This window comes from Streptococcus mitis (assembly GCF_002096845.1).
GTDB lineage: Bacteria > Bacillota > Bacilli > Lactobacillales > Streptococcaceae > Streptococcus > Streptococcus mitis_A.
This window is the reverse complement of record NZ_NCVK01000060.1, coordinates 139,184-156,202: the sequence shown is the minus strand read 5'-3', so window position 1 is coordinate 156,202 and position 17,019 is coordinate 139,184. Positions and strand designations below refer to the sequence as shown.

Annotated in this window: 16 protein-coding genes, 2 tRNA genes and 2 pseudogenes; all 20 read right to left on the bottom strand. The window is 40.2% G+C overall.

Annotated features, from left to right (window positions below; genetic code table 11):
• Positions 1-40 precede the first annotated feature (40 nt).
• Complete coding sequence (locus tag B7695_RS10270) at positions 41-481, bottom strand: ASCH domain-containing protein (RefSeq protein WP_084891554.1); 441 nt, start codon at positions 479-481, stop codon at positions 41-43.
• Complete coding sequence (locus B7695_RS10265) at positions 456-1,325, bottom strand: putative PEP-binding protein (protein WP_084891654.1); 870 nt, start codon at positions 1,323-1,325, stop codon at positions 456-458. Before B7695_RS10265 ends, B7695_RS10270 begins: the two co-directional genes overlap by 26 nt.
• Positions 1,303-1,803 carry an NUDIX hydrolase gene (locus tag B7695_RS10260; RefSeq protein WP_084891552.1) on the bottom strand — a complete coding sequence of 167 codons (501 nt, stop codon included), beginning with the start codon at positions 1,801-1,803 and terminating at the stop codon, positions 1,303-1,305. The genes B7695_RS10265 and B7695_RS10260 overlap by 23 nt, the downstream gene beginning before the upstream one ends.
• 9 nt (positions 1,804-1,812) lie before the next feature.
• Positions 1,813-2,510, bottom strand: a pseudogene (locus B7695_RS10255) (3-oxoacyl-ACP reductase).
• Positions 2,503-2,739 carry a DUF2829 domain-containing protein gene (locus B7695_RS10250; RefSeq protein ID WP_084891547.1) on the bottom strand — a complete coding sequence of 79 codons (237 nt, stop codon included), beginning with the start codon at positions 2,737-2,739 and terminating at the stop codon, positions 2,503-2,505. The pseudogene B7695_RS10255 and the gene B7695_RS10250 overlap by 8 nt, the downstream one beginning before the upstream one ends.
• Positions 2,740-2,849: 110 nt before the next feature.
• A pseudogene (locus B7695_RS11585) lies at positions 2,850-3,694 on the bottom strand (IS630 family transposase).
• A gap of 298 nt (positions 3,695-3,992) precedes the next feature.
• Positions 3,993-5,405 carry a Fe-S cluster assembly protein SufB gene (gene sufB / locus B7695_RS10230; RefSeq protein ID WP_084891542.1) on the bottom strand — a complete coding sequence of 471 codons (1,413 nt, stop codon included), beginning with the start codon at positions 5,403-5,405 and terminating at the stop codon, positions 3,993-3,995.
• Positions 5,406-5,462: 57 nt separating this feature from the next.
• Complete coding sequence (gene sufU, locus B7695_RS10225) at positions 5,463-5,903, bottom strand: Fe-S cluster assembly sulfur transfer protein SufU (protein WP_084891540.1); 441 nt, start codon at positions 5,901-5,903, stop codon at positions 5,463-5,465.
• Entirely contained in the window at positions 5,890-7,116 is a 1,227-nt protein-coding gene (locus tag B7695_RS10220; RefSeq protein ID WP_084891537.1) for a cysteine desulfurase, read from the bottom strand. Before B7695_RS10220 ends, sufU begins: the two co-directional genes overlap by 14 nt.
• A 10-nt stretch (positions 7,117-7,126) precedes the next feature.
• Positions 7,127-8,389 carry a Fe-S cluster assembly protein SufD gene (gene sufD, locus B7695_RS10215; RefSeq protein WP_084891535.1) on the bottom strand — a complete coding sequence of 421 codons (1,263 nt, stop codon included), beginning with the start codon at positions 8,387-8,389 and terminating at the stop codon, positions 7,127-7,129.
• A gap of 27 nt (positions 8,390-8,416) precedes the next feature.
• Complete coding sequence (gene sufC / locus B7695_RS10210; RefSeq protein WP_000114489.1) at positions 8,417-9,187, bottom strand: Fe-S cluster assembly ATPase SufC; 771 nt, start codon at positions 9,185-9,187, stop codon at positions 8,417-8,419.
• Between the two features lie 264 nt (positions 9,188-9,451).
• Positions 9,452-9,646, bottom strand: a complete 195-nt coding sequence (locus B7695_RS10205; protein WP_001041544.1) for a DUF3272 domain-containing protein — start codon at positions 9,644-9,646, stop codon at positions 9,452-9,454.
• A gap of 27 nt (positions 9,647-9,673) precedes the next feature.
• Positions 9,674-11,329: a DNA polymerase III subunit gamma/tau gene (gene dnaX / locus B7695_RS10200; RefSeq protein WP_084891533.1), complete on the bottom strand. Its 1,656-nt coding sequence runs from the start codon at positions 11,327-11,329 to the stop codon at positions 9,674-9,676.
• Complete coding sequence (locus tag B7695_RS10195) at positions 11,329-11,826, bottom strand: GAF domain-containing protein (RefSeq protein ID WP_084891530.1); 498 nt, start codon at positions 11,824-11,826, stop codon at positions 11,329-11,331. Before B7695_RS10195 ends, dnaX begins: the two co-directional genes overlap by 1 nt.
• Before the next feature lie 85 nt (positions 11,827-11,911).
• Positions 11,912-13,114, bottom strand: a complete 1,203-nt coding sequence (gene rpsA / locus B7695_RS10190; RefSeq protein WP_001001630.1) for a 30S ribosomal protein S1 — start codon at positions 13,112-13,114, stop codon at positions 11,912-11,914.
• Between the two features lie 161 nt (positions 13,115-13,275).
• Positions 13,276-13,347, bottom strand: a tRNA-Gln gene (locus B7695_RS10185).
• A 9-nt stretch (positions 13,348-13,356) separates the two neighbouring features.
• Positions 13,357-13,437: transfer RNA gene (locus tag B7695_RS10180), tRNA-Tyr, on the bottom strand.
• Positions 13,438-13,486: 49 nt separating this feature from the next.
• Positions 13,487-13,717: a DUF2969 domain-containing protein gene (locus tag B7695_RS10175; protein ID WP_000037113.1), complete on the bottom strand. Its 231-nt coding sequence runs from the start codon at positions 13,715-13,717 to the stop codon at positions 13,487-13,489.
• A gap of 97 nt (positions 13,718-13,814) precedes the next feature.
• Positions 13,815-15,782: a peptide ABC transporter substrate-binding protein gene (locus B7695_RS10170; RefSeq protein ID WP_000837408.1), complete on the bottom strand. Its 1,968-nt coding sequence runs from the start codon at positions 15,780-15,782 to the stop codon at positions 13,815-13,817.
• Between the two features lie 22 nt (positions 15,783-15,804).
• On the bottom strand, positions 15,805-16,827 hold the full coding sequence (locus tag B7695_RS10165; RefSeq protein WP_033681953.1) for a branched-chain amino acid aminotransferase: 1,023 nt from the start codon (positions 16,825-16,827) through the stop codon (positions 15,805-15,807).
• Between the last annotated feature and the right edge of the window lie 192 nt (positions 16,828-17,019).

The following is a 17,019-nucleotide window of genomic DNA, read 5'->3' as shown; positions in this document are numbered from 1 at the left end:
ATTGGACAGCGATTTCCAAAACTTTCTTCCTTCTAACAGTCTACAGTGGGTAAACCTTGCGAAATTCTTCTAAAACAACCTTGCTTTCAGGTGTAAAAGTCAGTCCTACTTCACCCAAACAGTCTGTGAAAAAATCCTCATGAACCTGACGCCAATAGACAAGTGTCTTGTCTCCCTCACCTTCCTTATAGGCATGGTCAGCAGAAACTTGATGAAAGGGCTGAACGGAAACCCTTGTAATTTCGACAATGCAGACAGCCTGATTTTGACTATCTAAAATGATGTCAAAGGTGCCTTCTTGCGGAAGAGGTTCATCTTCTAGTGCATAGAGATCGTAGGCTGAAGCTGTTGCTGTCTTTTCTCCTTTTAAAACCAAATCTGCCAAGAGATCGGCATCTACTCCAAAAGCCCAGGCATCGATTTCATCTTCGATAGAAGGATTGATTTGCTTATATTTATTCCATATTTCTTGCGGTGTCATGGGTGCTCCTTTGTAATTTTTTACTTACTTCTTTTACACGTTTGAGGTGGTCTGGATGGTCAATCTCTAAATTAAAAATCTCTAGAATAGAACTGTAGTGAATAATGCACTTGATACCCAACTGATTCATTTTTTGTATGAAAGAAGTATTCAGATAGCCTGCTACAGTAAAATCAATCTTTTTCATCCTTGCTTTATCCTGCATATCTCTTAGCATATCTAACATTATTGGACTTTCCATATCATGCCATTGACTGTTTCTCACAGTGGCAAAAATAAAAGAAGTCAAATCATTCATTCCAACTACAATCTTTGAAATGCCCGTTTCCAGTATCCTATCCAAGTCAAAATACGCTGACGGTAATTCAATCATTGTGCCGATTTTCCCAGTAAAACCATACTCACGCAATACTGTAATAGCTTGCTTTAACTGTTCAGCATCATTGACAAAAGGAAAGATAACAGATAGATTGGGATTGTTTTGATGAACTTCTGTAACGACATGTGCCTCAGCATGAAATTCATCCGGACACGCCAGCAAACGCCTTATCCCTCTATATCCAAACAAGGGATGATTTTCATCAAAATGCTCTTTAGTCCCCTTTAGACAATTAGCTTCTGTATTCGTTAATTCAGAAAAACGATACCAAACTTCTTCATCTGAGTACAGGGAGCAGATAGTCTCTAGATAATCTTTTACAAATTGCTGACAACTTGGTAACAGTATGTTTTGATTGAGCTCTCTCAACAAGTATTCCCCACGAATCATGCCAACATGATGAAATAGTTGTGGGTAAACTTTTTCAAGAATTTTTTCTCCACTAAGAGCAAGTTGATTTTTCATCATTCACCTTCCAATTCATGTAAGAAGTCTTGTCAAGTTCTGGAAATCCTAATAATTCAGACTTAATCTTCAAGACTAATGGCGATGCATTTTCTTCTGTGATTTCTTGAATATCCATCCAAATATATCCGAGTGAATCATTCGCACCATCAGAGACAGCTTCCGAAATCGTAACTTGAGGTGCACTCTCATTCATTTCAACATCATACAAGGCCATGACATGGTGAACCATAAAATTTTTTAACTCTTCCCTGACGAAAACATCGTAGATTCGAGGATTAGAGTAGCTTCTAACAATAAATCCTGTCTCTTCCATAACTTCTCTAGTCAGCGTTTCCGTCAGTCCTTCACCAAGTTGCTGACTGCCTCCAGGTAGGTCATACCTATGTTGATAAGGGCCTCTCGTTTTTTCAATGCAGAGTAACTTCCCTTTTTCAAAGCAAACAGCGTAGACTCCAAAGTGTCTTTTGATTTCCATCAGATCCTCCTACTTCAAAGACCAGCCGCCATCTATTGTCAAAATTTGTCCCTGCATGGCAGATGCCTTTCCACTGGCCAAAAAGAGACTGACTTCTGCTACTTCCTCTGGCTCGATCCAGCGTTTGATTGGAGTTTCACTAGCCACCCAGTCCGCTAAACCACCTGGTTCAAAGTCGGCAGCGGTCATACCCGTCTTGACTGCTCCTGGAGCAATCCCAAAGACCTGAATCCCAGCTTCTGCATAGTCTAGAGCTAGCTGCTTGGTGAAGCCAGCCAAGGCATGCTTAGAAGAAGTATAGGCGTGACCACCTCCACCTGCTAGGCTAGAAGCAATGGAACACATATTGATGATGATTCCCTTCTTATTTTCCAGCATTTGTGTCAAATAATGCCGAGTCAACTCAACAGGAGTCACATAGTTAATTTCAAAAATTTCTTGAATTTCCTGTGCTGTTTGTTCCAACAGTGGTTTGTAAGCATCCAAAACTCCAGCAGTATTGCACAAAACATCAACCCGAGGACACCAATCAAAAACAGGTTCCAAGTTCAAGGTCAAATCTCTCTGTAAAAAGTAGAAATCACCATCTAAAACTGGATTTTCACCTTGGTCCACTCCATAAACTTGATAGCCCTTCTCTAAAAAAGGCGAGCCTGAGCCAATCCAATCCCTGAACTCACTCCTGTAATCAATACACGTTTAGTCATGCACTTCTACCCAATCTGTCGCCAAAACATCACAAGGTGTCGGGCTCCACATGGAAAATCCTTCTCCTTCGCCAGAAACGTTAATCAAAAAATAAGGAGTTACCTCTAGAGCCACACCATTTTGCTCGATGGTATCAAAGGGTTGGACATAGTTTTCAGCACCTCCCCAACCAGTTCGTACATATTTTTTCTTAGCCTTTAACCCAGGTAGAATTTCTTCAAATGTCATGTTTTTCTCCTTTAATTCTACATCATTCATTTAATTATAACAAAAAACCGTTGTGCAACGGCTTTTTGACTCATTTTAAATCAAAATCAATAAGCATTTTATAATTATAGTCATCTAGTTTTAAAAAAGCGTTCCAAACATTCAAAAATATTTGGGACTTCCCTTAATAAATCAGTCACTTTCTTCTTCAAAATATCTCAAACTTGCTCAATAGGATTCAAATCTGGTGAATGAGGTGGTAGAGGTAAGAAAAAGTGTCTATCTTGGATGCACAGTTCATCCAAGATGTTCTTGGGATGAAAACTAGCATTGTCCATGACAATGACATGAGGTGTCTTCAAAGCAGGTAGAAGTTGAGTTTTGAACCATTCCACAAAGAAATCCCTCGTCATACTTCCCTTATAAATCATAGGAACTATAAACTCTCCGTCTACTTGTCCTGCAACAATTGAAGTCCGCTCAAAACGCCGTCCGCTAATCTTTTCATAGATTTTCTCCCCTCTAGGAGCCCCTGCATAAGGACGATAGAGGTAGCGGTCGATTCCCGTTTCATCAATATATACGACTGGTAAATCTTTTAGGTTATCCAAAATATCAAGAAATTCAGCGACTTTCTCAGAATCTTGTTCCTTAAAGCTAGTCATCTTTTTTAAAGTGATATGAATTTACTTTAAAGCTCCCCATACTGAAGGAACAGCACAATCAAAATGTGCCGCAATTTCCCGTAAAAAAGCGTCTGGATGAACGTCTACAAAGGCTTTCAATTCCTCTAAAGGAATCTTTTGCTTTTTGACTACTCGCTTTTTCCGCTCTAAGTATCCTTGTTCACGTCTTTCTTTTCCCACGTGAAGAGAGTTCTGTCGCCAACATCAAAAATTTTAGCTGCCTCGACATGGCTGTGTCCTTCTTTGATGTAATCTAATGCTCCTTGTTTAAAATCTGTACTATATGCCATAGTTTATTATAAGAAGCTTATTTTAAACTAAGCAACTATATCGTGGCTGGAACTGACTATTTTATATATTGTCTTACTTCGTCCTCACAAAACTATATCAAAAATCAAAAGCGCTTAGGAAAAAACTCTATTTCATAAGAGAATAGAATAAATCTTCCCACAATAAAACGCATAATATCAAGTTTTTTTGGCTCCTGATATCATGCGTTTTCTGTTCTTAAAATATTTTTTCTCAGTCTCTTTTTGTTACAAGTTCATCTTCAAAGTTCTTGATTTTTAGTAAATCTAAAATCAAATTTTATCCAACTGACCCTTCCATTTCATAGCTAATCAAGCGGTTCAGCTCAACTGCATATTCCATTGGAAGTTCTTTTGTGAAGGGCTCTACAAATCCCATAACAATCATTTCTGTCGCTTCTGATTCTGACAATCCACGGCTCATGAGGTAATAGAGTTGCTCTTCTGAAATCTTAGATACCTTAGCTTCGTGTTCCAAAGCGACTTGTGAGTTGTGAATTTCGTTAAACGGAATGGTATCTGATGCCGACAAGTCATCCATGATAATGGTATCACACTCGATGTGAGAGACAGATTTCTTAGAGTTTTTATTAAAGGTTACTTGTCCACGATAGTCAACCTTTCCTCCACCTTTAGCGATGGATTTAGACACGATAGACGAGCTTGTATGTGGAGCGTTGTGGATCATCTTAGCTCCAGTATCCTGGTGTTGCCCTGCATTGGCAAAAGCGATAGAGAGCATGGTGCCACGCGCCCCTTCTCCATCAAGATAAACTGATGGATATTTCATGGTAGTCTTTGCACCCAAGTTTCCATCAATCCATTCAACAGTCGCATCTTTCAAGGCTTTGGCACGTTTGGTTACCAAGTTATAGACGTTATCAGACCAGTTTTGGATAGTCGTATAACGCATATAAGCTCCATCTAAGGCAAAGATTTCTACGATGGCCGCATGCAAGCTGTTACTTGAATAAGTTGGCGCTGTACATCCTTCTACGTAGTGGACACTTGCTCCTTCATCAACGATAATCAAGGTACGTTCAAACTGACCAGTATTTTCGTTGTTGATACGGAAGTAAGTTTGAAGAGGAATATCTACCTTGACCCCTTTTGGTACGTAGATAAAGGTTCCACCAGACCATACTGCTGAGTTGAGAGCAGCCAACTTGTTATCTGTCGGCGGTACCAACTTAGCAAAGTATTGTTTAAACAAGTCTGGGTATTCCTTGAGGGCAGAATCTGTATCTGTAAAGATAATCCCCAATTTTTGGAACTCTTCCTTCATATTGTGGTAAACCACTTCTGACTCGTACTGGGCAGAGGCACCAGCTAGATAAGCACGCTCAGCTTCCGGAATCCCGATACGTTCAAAGGTTTCTTTAATTTTTTCAGGAACCTCATCCCATGAACGAGCTGGTTTATCAGATGGTTTTTGGTAGTAAATCAAGTCATCAAAATCAATCTCTGACAAGTCTGCTCCCCAAGTTTGCATAGGCATTTTTTTGAAGGTATCATAAGACTTCAAACGGAATTCTAGCATCCACTCAGGTTCTCCCTTTGCAGCTGATAGTTCACGAATGACATCTTCGTTCAATCCTTTTCCTGTCGATAGGACAGGCTCTACATCATCATGGAAACCAAATTTATATTCACCAAGGTCAATTGGTTTTGGTTCTACTCTTTCTTCAGCCATAATATCCTTTCTTTCATTCTTCATTTCTACTGATTCATAAGACAAAAGAAACTTGCCTTACTTGTTTTCTTGATTTTCAATTGTTTTCTTGAGGGCGTTCCAAGCTAAGGTTGCACACTTGATTCGTTGAGGGAATTTGGCAACACCTGACAAGAAAGCAGCATCACCTAGTTGGTCTTGGCGTTCATCTTTTTGCCCTTGAACCATTTCAGAAAAAATAGTCGCAAGTTCTAAGATTTCTTGTTTGGTTTTTCCTAAAACTGCGTCCGTCATCATGCTTGCAGAGGCAGTCGAGATGGTACAACCTGAGTTTAGAAAAGCGATATCTTCCAAGCGGTCATCTGCATCAAACTTGACAGAGAGGTTGATGACATCTCCACAGGTTGGATTATTGAGACTGATTTGCTCAGCATCATCCAGCTTCCCTTGATGATGTGGATTTTTCGAATGGTCCGCTACCACTGCCATATAGAGGCTATCTAGTTTAGAAAGTGCCATTGAAAAACTCCTTTGTCTTTTGTAGGGCATCGACCAACTTGTCGCAATCTGCCTTGGTATTGTAGATATAAAAACTTGCACGAGCTGTTGCTGGAACTTCCAAATATTGGAGCAAAGGTTGAGCGCAATGATGACCTGCACGAACAGCTACTCCTTCATAATCAAGTGCTGTTGCAAGGTCATGCGGATGAAGGTCACCTAGGTTAAAGGCAATGACACCTGAACGTTGAGCCAAGTCCTGCGAACCATAAATGGTCAATCCTTCAATCGCCTGCAGTTTTGGATAGACATATTCAATCAGTTCCTGTTCATGGGCTTCAATGGCATCCATACCAATCTTTTCTAGATAATCCACTGCCGCAGCAAGTCCGATTGCACCAGCCATGTTAGGAGTTCCAGCCTCGAATTTCCAAGGTAATTCCTTCCAACTGGCAGATTGTTCATAAACGAAATCAATCATTTCACCGCCAAATTCTACTGGTGACATTTGTTCCAGATACTTTTCTTTACCGTAAAGAACACCGATACCAGTTGGACCCGCCATCTTGTGACCTGAAAAGGCAAAGAAGTCCACATCCAAGTCCTGAACATCAATCTTCATATGAGGTGTAGATTGAGCACCGTCCACTACCATGATTGCTCCAACTTGGTGGGCCATTTGAGTAATTTCCTTAATTGGATTGACCACTCCAAGAACATTAGAGGCATGAGCTAGCGAAACAAACTTGACCTTGTCCGTCAATTTAGCTCGCAAGTCATCCATATCCAAGGCACCGTCCTTGAGATAAACATAGACCAGCTCTGCTCCAGTCTTGCGACAGGCTTCCTGCCATGGAATGATATTGGAATGGTGTTCCATGACAGAAATCAAAACTTGATCTCCCTCAGTCAGGATTTCCTTAGCGAAGCATGCTACCCAGTTAAGACTGGTTGTCGTTCCTCTGGTGAAGAGAACTTCCTTTGTTGAGCCTGCATTGATAAACTTACGAATAGTTTCACGAGCAGCTTCATAGGATGCTGTCGCACGCTCTGCCAAGGTATGAACACCACGGTGGACATTTGCATTGTCCTTCTCATAGTAGCGGTTAATCGTCTCCAGAACTGCTAGTGGTTTTTGTGTCGTCGCAGCATTGTCCAAATAAACCAATGGTTCATCATTAACAATCTGGTCTAAAATTGGAAAATCCTTGCGAATCACTTCTACATCTAACATAGGCTACCCCTTAGCGTTTTGACAATTTTTCTTCGATAGTTGCAATCATTTCATCACGAACTTCCTTGACTGGAATCTCAACGATAACGGATCCAAGGAAACCACGGACAACCAAACGTTCTGCAGTTGCCTTATCCAAGCCACGGCTCATGAGGTAGTACATATCTTCTGGATCTACCTGACCGATAGAAGCCGCGTGTCCTGCAGTAACGTCATTTTCATCAATCAAAAGGATTGGATTAGCATCTGAACGTGCTTGATCTGAAAGCATGAGAACACGGCTCTCTTGTTGCGCATCTGCTCCCTTGGCCCCCTTGATGATATGGCCGATGCCATTGAAGGTCAAGGTTGCTTTTTCAAGAATAACCCCATGTTGTAGGATATTTCCGATTGAGTTGCAACCATAGTTAGTTACTCGGGTATCAATCCCTTGTACCTGACGGCCACTTGAAAGAGCTACGACTTTAAGATCCGCATGGCTACCATTACCAATCAAGTCGCTATCAAAGTCAGCAACGACGTTTCCTTCGTTCATAACACCGATTGCCCAGTCAATGCTTGCATCGTTGCCTAATTTACCACGACGGCTAATGTAGGCAGTGACGTTTTCACCTAGACGGTCGATCGCAGCAAACTTCACTTGAGCACCAGAACGTGCAATTACTTCTACTGTGATATTAGCAGTTGCTTTGGCACTTCCTTCACCGCGTGACTCTAAACGCTCCAGATAACTAATCTTAGAATTTTTACCAGCGATAATCATAATATGTTTGTTAAACGGCACATCGCTATCGCTATCTTGGTAGAAAATCCCTTCGATTGGCTCTTTAATTTCAACATTATCAGGAATATAAAGAACAGCACCACTGTTGAAATAAGCTGTATGGTAGGCTGCCAACTTATCATCGTCATACTTAACAGATGACATGAAGAATTCCTCAATCAGCTCTGGAATCTCTTCTAAAGCTGAGTGGAAGTCTGTAAAGACAACACCCTGTTCAGCCAATTCAACTGGAATTTGCTCAAAAACAGTTTGAGTACCTACTTGCACCAACTTCAAGTGATTATCTAAAGCTGTGAAATCTGGAATATTTGCTGATGGCTCATTTTCTGTGATCGTTCCATCACCCAGATTCCAACGGTGGAATTTGACACGCTCAATAACTGGTAATTCTAGGCTCTCAATCTTATCAAAAGCTTTTTGACGGAGGTCAGCCAACCAGCTTGGTTCAGCGTGCATTTCTGAAAAAAGTTTAATATTTTCTTTAGTCATTTACTTCTCCTAAAAGATACGAGGGAATTACAATTCTTCCTTGTAGTCGTAGCCAAGTTCTTCAGCTAGTTTTGCGTATCCTTCACGTTCCAAACGCGCAGCCAATTCTGGACCACCAGAAAGTACAACACGACCTTCCATCATCACATGTACCACATCTGGTGTGATGTAGTTCAAAAGACGTTGGTAGTGAGTGATGATCATAGCACCAAAGCCTTCACCACGCATGGCATTCACACCTTTAGAAACAACTTTAAGAGCGTCAATATCAAGACCAGAGTCAATCTCATCCAAAAGGGCAAAAGTTGGTTCCAACATCAAAAGTTGAAGAATTTCATTACGTTTTTTCTCACCACCAGAGAAACCTTCGTTGAGGTAACGCTCTGCCATCTCTTCTTTCATGTTGAGCAATTCCATTTTTTCATCTAGCTTAGTGATGAACTCGCGAACTGAAATTTTTTCATCATCTTCTTTACCAGCATTCATAGCTGCACGAAGAAACTCAGCGTTAGTAATACCAGGAATTTCTGATGGGTATTGCATAGCAAGGAAAAGTCCCATACGCGCACGCTCATCCACTTCCAACTCAAGGATGTTTACGCCATCAAACAAAACTTCACCTTTGGTTACTTCATAGTTTGGATTTCCCATGATAGCGGCAGAAAGAGTCGATTTACCTGTACCATTTGGTCCCATGATAGCGGCAATTTCTCCTGTTTTCAGGGTCAGGTTCACCCCTTTTAAAATTTCTTTTCCTTCAATCTCAACGTGAAGATCTTTGATCTCTAATACTGACATGATAGTTCCTTTCTTTTTCAAGACCTTTACAGTACTTACTAGAAACATACTCGTTTTCCTTAGAAAATACGGTAATACTCAATGAAAATCAAAGAGCAAACTAGAAAGCTAGCCACAGGTTGCTCAAAGCACTGCTTTGAGGTTGCAGATAAAGCTGACGTGGTTTGAAGAGATTTTCGAAGAGTATAAAAGGTCTATAAATATACTTTTCTAGTATAACAAAAAAAAGCCTAAAAGGCTTTGATTTTGTCTGGAAGCTGAGGGCTAGTCTTTCCTATTAAAATGCTGATCGATGACATCAACGATTTTGCCCATCACATAACTGACGCGAAAATTTCTGAAGAGTAAAATTGCCCAAAAGGCTGCCATAATATAGCGGCCAGTCATCCAGGCTTCATTGAAAAAATAGGTCTCAGCAGCTGTAAACAGCGCTATAATAATAAATTGTTGTTTATTCATAAACTTATTGTATCATGAAATCTTTCTTTAGTCTTCCTCTACCTTCACTTTATCAGCCAAAAATTCAAATCCTTCTGGAATCAGGCTTTCTTCTACTTCTTTCTCAGTTTGAGAAGATTTGGCTTTGGCTGAAAAGGCTGCGCGAACTTCTTTCCATTCCTCCATGGAAATAGCTAAAATCTCAGGTGAAAAACCTGCCGCCTGACTGAGGATGTTACCAAACATGGTGTTGAGATTGTCTCGTTTCATGGTTTGACCAGCATTGAAGTTAGACTCAAAAGCAAGAATTGCATGGTGTTCATTGGCCGCAACTGGTTGAGATCCAACTAGCAGAGCCTTATCAGGACCTCCAAGACTTTCAATCACCTCTCCCCAGGCATTCTGCAAGCGAATCAGATTTTGACGTGCTAAATCAGGATTTTCGACAGCCTCTTGCAAGATAGATTGCACTTTATTGCGATCCACACGATAGACGGTCTTGCCTGCTGCCGGACGACTAGGAGCTGGATTTGTTGGCTTAGGTATAGTTCCTACATTTGCGAGTTCTTGCTTAAGACGCGCAACTTCCTGTCTCAATGCAGAAATTTCACTTTCAACTCCCCCTGAAAGAGCTGGCTCAGGCTTAATCTCCGCTAAACGAATGGTCATCATCTCAGCATAAATCTTGGGCTGCAAACTAGACTTTATATCTGCTAAACTGACTGTCGCTAAGCGAATCATTTCAAACAGATTTTCCTGAGGAAGAGCCAAATTTTCTACAAAGACTGGACTATGATGAGTGTTTTCTCCCCCTGTTTGGACAATTAACAAGTCTCTTAAATAGTGCAAAAGGTCGGTCACAAAACGAGTCATGCTCTTACCATTTTCAAAGAGAAGATTTAAGCATGAAAGGGCCTTGGGAACATCCTGTTGAGACAAGGCAGCCACATAATCATCCAAGGCTGATAGGCTAATGGTGCCAGTAATTTCTTCAGAGATGGCAGTCGTCAGCTCGTTTCCCTGTGTCAAACTCAGGGCTTGATCCAAAATAGACAAGGCATCCCGCATCCCACCTTCAGCCCGTCTAGCAATGATTTCCACAGCCTCTGGTTCAGAACTGATATTTTCTTTTTCTAAAATATAGTGAATATGTTCCTTAATATCCTGTGTCTTAATTGATTTAAACTCGAAACGTTGCACACGGGATAGAATAGTCGCAGGTATCTTGTGCAATTCAGTAGTAGCTAAAATAAAGACCACATTCTGTGTTGGCTCTTCCAGCGTCTTGAGAAGAGCATTAAAAGCCCCTGTAGACAGCATGTGAACCTCATCTATGATATAAACCTTATAACGGGCAAGACTAGGGGCGTAGGTAGATTTATCACGGATTTCACGGATTTCATCGACTCCATTATTAGAGGCAGCATCCATTTCAATGACATCTTCTAAACTACCATCCGTCACTGCCTGACAAATATAACAGTTATTACATGGTTCACCACCCACTTGATTTGGACAGTTCATAGCTTTGGCAAAAATCTTAGCCACACTGGTCTTTCCCGTTCCACGAGGACCAGAAAAAAGATAGGCATGACTTATTTTCTCTTGCTCCACTGCCTGTTTAAGAGTCTTAGCTACAACTTCTTGACCAACCAACTGGGAGAAGTTTTGACTTCTATATTTTCGATAAAGTGCTTGATACATTAGGCTTTCTCCCCAAACATTGTAAAGTCCCATTCTGTCTTTTCAAGCAAAATAGCGACAAATTGTTCCAAATAATCTCGATCCATAGCATCATAATCATCAATCTCTGAAGAATCCAGATCCAGAACCCCGAGCAATTGACCATTCTTCATCATTGGCACAACAATTTCACTTTTAGCTCGACTATCACAAGAAATATAGTTGGGATAAGTCCTTACATCACCAACCAGAACAGTTGCCTGAAAATGAGCCGCCTCCCCACAAACACCTTTTCCCAGTGCAATACGGATGCAGGAAACACCTCCTTGGAAGGGACCTAAAACCAATTCCTTTCCATCGAACAGATAAAAGCCTGCAAATACGGTATTAGGAAAGCGTGATTTTAGAAGAGCACTGGCGTTGGAAAGATTAGCCAAAACATTGGTTTCACCATCCAATAAAAAAGAGAACTCCTCATTTAACATTTGATAACGTGATTGTTTTTCTGATTCTAACATAGAACTATTATATCAAAAAAGGCTTACAGACAAAAGAAAAATCCCTTGTTTAGAAAACAAAGGATTTTATGAATTTTCAATTTGATTAAAGTTCGATATCACCGAACAAGTCAGCCATTGAGAATCCTGTTTGTGTTTCTGGAAGTTCGAAATCACGTTTTTCTTGACGTTTTGGACGACGTGGACGAGCAGCACGTTTTTCTTCTTTTTGTCCTTCTTCTTGAGCTGGACGTTCTTCAAGAGCTTTGATAGAAAGTGATACGCGCTCTGCATCTGCGTTAACTTCAAGAACTTTAACTTTAACTTCTTGACCAACTTTAAGAGCTTCTTTAGGATTTTCAATACGTTTGTGTGAAATTTGTGATACGTGAACAAGTCCATCGATACCTGGCAATACTTCAACAAATGCACCGAAGTCAGTCAAACGTTTAACTGTTCCTTCTACTACATCACCTTTAGCCAATTTTTGCTCAACGCCATCCCATGGTCCAGGTGTTGTTGCTTTAAGTGAAAGTGATACGCGTCCTTCTTCTTCGTTAAGATCAAGGATTTTCACTTCAATTTCTTCACCAACAGTTACAACTGATTTTGGTGAAACGTTACGTTCATGTGACAATTCAGTCAAGTGAACCAATCCGTCAACACCACCAAGGTCGATGAAAGCACCGAAGCTTGTGATACGTGCAACTTTACCAGTTACTACATCACCAACAGCCAATTTACCGAATACTTCAGCGCGAGCTGCTGCTGTAGCTGCTTCAACAACTTCACGACGTGAAAGGATGAAGCGGTTTTCTTTAGCGTCAACTTCTTTGATTTTAGCGTCAAATTCTTGACCTACAAAACGCTCAGTGTTACGTACGAAACGAGTATCCAACATTGAAGCTGGGATAAATCCACGAACACCTTCAAATTCTACTGAAAGTCCACCTTTAACGGCACGAGTTCCTTTAACAGTAACAACTTCTTCTTCGCGACCAACAAGTTTGTCCCATGCTTTGCGAGCTTCAAGGCGTTTTTTAGATACAAGGTATGTAACTGTATCAGTATCTTTACCAACTACTTGACGAAGTACAAGAACATCCAATACTTCTCCTACTTTAACAAAGTCATTGATATCTGCATCGCGATCGTTTGTCAATTCGCGAAGAGTCAAGACACCTTCAACACCAGTTCCAGAGATTGCAACGTTAGCTTGAGTCGCATCAACTGTCAATACTTCAGCACTAACAACATCACCAGTCTCAACTTGGCTAACGCTATTTAGCAAATCTTCAAATTCGTTCATCTAAAAAATCCTCCAACAATCAAGTTTTTCTTAAACTTGACATACTTATAATTTTTTTCCTAAGCACCCGCAAGGACATGTTCATATCGTTCACGTCTTTCAATTATAAAAATAAAATACCCTAAGATATTTTGCTTTTTATCTTGATTATTACCTAAGAACTGGGGTAGCTGGATTCGAACCAACGCATGAGGGAGTCAAAGTCCCTTGCCTTACCGCTTGGCTATACCCCATTGATGAAATGGAGAGAGAGGGATTCGAACCCCCGAACCCGAAGGAGCGGATTTACAGTCCGCCGCGTTTAGCCTCTTCGCTATCTCTCCTACAATCAACATGGATTATTATATCATGAAAATTTCAAAAAAACAAGACTTATTTTGCTAAATTATAATTTTCAATCAAAATTTCCACAGCTTTTTCCAATTTTTTATAAAAACTATCGACATTCCCATTCTTTATGATGGCAAATTGTCCGTCTAATTCGGCAATTTCTCCGATAACTTTTTTACCAATGGTCAACGTATAACCTTCAAAACTGTCTTTTCCTACATTAACTTTAGCATCTGCTACTTGAATTTCAATTTTTTTATCTTTCTTACTCATTTCATACCTCTCTTCACTTTTTCTATTTTACAAGAAAATCCTAAAACTAGCAAGAAAAAACTCTATATCAGGCTTGTCTGACATAGAGTTTTCTGCTTTATTTAATGTGTTTTTCTAGTTCTTTTTGGTACTTACCGTTTGATTCCAATTTTTCTTTTTGCCATTTTTTCAGTGCTTCTTCATATTCTTTTGTTGTAACAATATCTTTTTGCAATTTCATTCCTTTAAAGATATATGGGTCACCTTTAATACCAACTTGTGAGTATGGTTTTGAGAATGGCACTACATTACTTACAACTGGAGAACCACCAGATGAGGCTGTCGGCATCAATAATGAACTATCTGTCAACCAAGCTTGAGCCTTGGCATATTTTTCATATCGTTCTTCAAGATTCGTAGTTTCTGAATCCGCATCATCCAATAATTTCTTATATTGATCCAAACCGAGTTTAGCTACAACATCCTTATCTTTTCCTTTAGTAATACCAAGGTGTTTCATAGCAGAACCTGATTTAGGATCCATGATATTCAAGTAAGATGCTGGGTCTTGATAACTTGGAGCCCATCCTGTACTGTTCAAATCATAGTCTTTTTGAGAAGGAACACGCGCTTGAGAAGTGATTGTTTCCTTTTCATTATCTGTCATTTGAAGAACATCGATGACAACATTTTCAGCACCAAGAGTTGATTCGATAGACTGTTTGAAAGAGTTGCTTTGTTGAACGGCGATGGTATCTGTTTGTTCAACTGGGACATCCAAGTGAATTGGGAATGTTACCCCTTTAGATTCCAAGTCTTTCTTAGCTTTTTCGAAAGCAGCTTTAGCCTTGTCAGGATTGTATATAGAATCCTTACCGTCAACTAGCTCAACACCTTTCCATTGGTCACCATAGTTCACCAACTCTGCTTGGGCGATTTGGCCAAAGTTTTTACCACCTGCTTGCACAAAGTTATCAGGAACAAGGCTGTTACGAATAATCTTATCCGCACCGTCTTCACCATTTAGCTGGGCAGCATAAGAATGGCGGTTGAAGGCAAAGTTGATAGCCTGACGGAAGTCCTTATTAAGCATAGCTTCTTTAGTAGAAGTCTTTTGCTCTTCACTTGTTTTCGCAGTTTTATTGTATGACTGACGATTTACGTTAAAGGTGAAGTAATAGCTACTTGAGTCCTGTGGGCTATAAGTGATTTTATCTCCGTATTGTTCCAAAGTTGAAGCAAAGTTTGAGCTACTTGGGAAGAGACGGGCTGTCGTATAGGCACCTGAAGAGAAACTACGAATCAACGATTCCTGATCAGAACCATCGTAGTAAGTCAATTTAATCTTCTCGATTTTTACCTTTTCTTTATCCCAGTAGTTTGGATTTTTCTCGTATTCGATCAACGATTTAGAAGTCAAGGTCTTCAAGATATAAGGACCATTGTAAAGAATCCCTGCTGGAGTAACTGCTCCATAATCTTTACCTGATGCCTTCAAAAATTCTTCATTTACAGGCAACATCGTCGCTGTTGTAACTTTAGAGTTCCAGAAACTTTCTGGTTTGTTTAGGGTATATTCGACTGTATAATCGTCCAAGGCCTTAACACCAACTGTAGAGAAATCATTGGTCTCACCAGTCATGTAGGCATCCAAGCCCTTAATTGAATTTTGGATGAGAGAGACGCCGTCTGACTTACCGTCAGCTACGTGTTTCAATCCTGTTACAAAGTCATGGGCTGTTACTTCGGCATATTCTTCACCCTCAGAAGTGTACCATTTAACTCCTTTACGAAGTTTATAGGTATAAGTTAAACCATCTTTGGACACAGACCAATCTTCAGCCAAGGAAGGAATAACATTTCCGTACTGGTCGTTTTCCATCAAGCCATCAACCACGTTCCCGATGACATCTGTTGTAGATGTACGAGTCGCTATACTATAGTCCAAAGATGCTGGATCTACTGCATAGACATATGAAAATGTTGTCGGTGCATCTGCTTCTTTATCAGCTTTTCCACAAGCCACTAAAAGAGCTGTTGTGCTCAGGACCACTCCTGCTGTTAATAGCCACTTTTTCGATTTCATCAAAAATCTCCTTTTGTTTGTTTTAATCTACTTTTACAATCCAACCTTCTGGCGCTTCAATATCACCAAACTGAATACCTGTCAATTCATCATAGAGTTTACGAGTCACAGGGCCAACTTCTGTTTCACTATAGAATACATGGAAATCATCACCGTGCTGAATTCCACCAATTGGCGAAATAACTGCTGCTGTACCACAGGCACCTGCCTCTACAAAACGGTCAAGGTTATCAATTGGAACATCTCCCTCAATAGGAGTCAAGCCCAAGCGGTGTTCTGCCAAATAAAGCAAAGAATACTTAGTAATAGATGGCAAGATAGATGGACTCAATGGTGTTACAAACTCATTGTCAGCTGTAATTCCAAAGAAGTTAGCTGAACCGACTTCTTCAATCTTTGTATGAGTTGAAGGATCTAGGTAGATAACATCTGAGAAATGACGTGACTTGGCCAATTTCCCTGGCAAGAGACTTGCAGCATAGTTCCCACCAACCTTAGCCGCACCTGTACCATTTGGTGCTGCACGGTCGTATTCATCCTGAATCAAGAAGTTAGTTGGAACCAAACCACCCTTAAAGTAATTTCCAACTGGCATAGCAAAGATTGTGAAAATGTATTCTTCTGCTGGTTTTACCCCAATAATATCTCCGACACCAATCAAAAGAGGACGAAGATATAGGGTTCCACCTGTTCCATATGGTGGTACGTATTCTTCATTCGCGCGGACAACTGCCTTACAAGCTTCTACAAACATTTCTGTTGGAACTTGTGGCATCAAGAGACGGTCACAGGTACGTTGCAAGCGTTTAGCATTTTCATCAGGACGGAACAGCTGAACACTACCATCCTTAGTACGGTAAGCTTTCAAACCTTCAAAGGCTTGTTGACCATAGTGAAGACTTGGAGAAGACTCTGAAATATGCAAGGTTGCATCTTCTGTAAGTTCTCCTTGATTCCATTGTCCATTTTTAAAATGAGCAATATAGCGATAAGGTAATTTCATATAGGAGAAACCAAGGTTCTCCCAATCAATCGTTACTGTCATATTCCACTCCTTATTCTAAAAACTTATTTCTTTTATTCTACACTATTTTTCTAAAATAGCAAGTATATTTTGTAATTTTCAGAAAATTTCTTCAATAAAAAGAACCTAAGGTATCAATAGTAATGAATACTATATGGAGATTGCATAAAAGACTCAAATTATTCTTCTATCTCGTTTAGTGAAATCTATTCA